Raw genomic sequence first — 761 nt, 5'->3', positions numbered from 1 at the left:
CGGCTTCGACTGGGTGGTCCCAGCGGTGCCATCGTTGCGCCCCCAGGCGCAAACGAGTTCGTCCCGGGTGCCGAACCGGACGAGGTGACCTCCCACCACGTCCTCCAGGCGGTCCAGTTCGCCGGGCTCGCAGACCAACTCCAGGTGCAGGCCGTCGTCCTGGCTGGTCAAGGTGCAAACCGCGCTCTGCCCGAACACGGCCCGGCCGTTACCGGTCTCCTCGTCCCACTGGGTGTCGACACGACGCGACATGTGGCTCATGAGCTGCTTGCCATAGCGGGCGGGGCGGTCGGTGGCGACGAGGGCACGGCTGGTGACGGTCATGCTCCCAGCCTGCCATTGCCGCCAAAGGTTCTGTGCTGGTTCCAGCCCGTCGTGCTGGCGCGCACCACGAGCTTCCACGGCACTTGTACTCGCTCGGCCGGGTCGGCGTTGCCCTCGATCCGGGCACGCACCAGGCGCAATGCCTCTCTCACCAGCAGGTCCACGTCGGGCTGCACGGTGGTCAGCGGCGGTTCGGTGAACGCTCCTTCGGCGATGGCGTCGAAACCCGCCACCGCGATGTCCTCAGGAATCCGCACGCCGGCCTCGCGGCAGGCGGCCAGCGCGCCGACGGCCATCAGGTCGTTGAAACAGAACACCGCATCGGGACGCTCGGGGAGCGCAAGCAACTGCTGCATGGCGGCCCGGCCCTCGGCGCGCAGGTAGGCCGGCACCCCCACCACGAGGTCAGGGTCGTGTTCTATGCCGGCAGCCTGGAG

At 69.3% G+C, this 761-nt stretch carries 2 protein-coding genes; both read right to left on the bottom strand.

From position 1 onward, the window contains the following. The coding region (locus ABD089_RS13730; protein WP_343887029.1) for a DUF2218 domain-containing protein at nucleotides 1–324 on the bottom strand (324 nt) is incomplete at its 3' end. Continuing rightward, nucleotides 321–761: LacI family DNA-binding transcriptional regulator (locus tag ABD089_RS13725; RefSeq protein WP_343887028.1), on the bottom strand; the 441-nt coding region annotated here is incomplete at its 5' end. The genes ABD089_RS13730 and ABD089_RS13725, both read right to left, overlap by 4 nt.

The organism is Luteococcus sanguinis, from assembly GCF_039527675.1.
Classification (GTDB): domain Bacteria; phylum Actinomycetota; class Actinomycetes; order Propionibacteriales; family Propionibacteriaceae; genus Luteococcus; species Luteococcus sanguinis.
The sequence above is the reverse complement of the archived record's forward strand: the minus strand, read 5'-3'. Positions and strand labels throughout refer to the sequence as shown.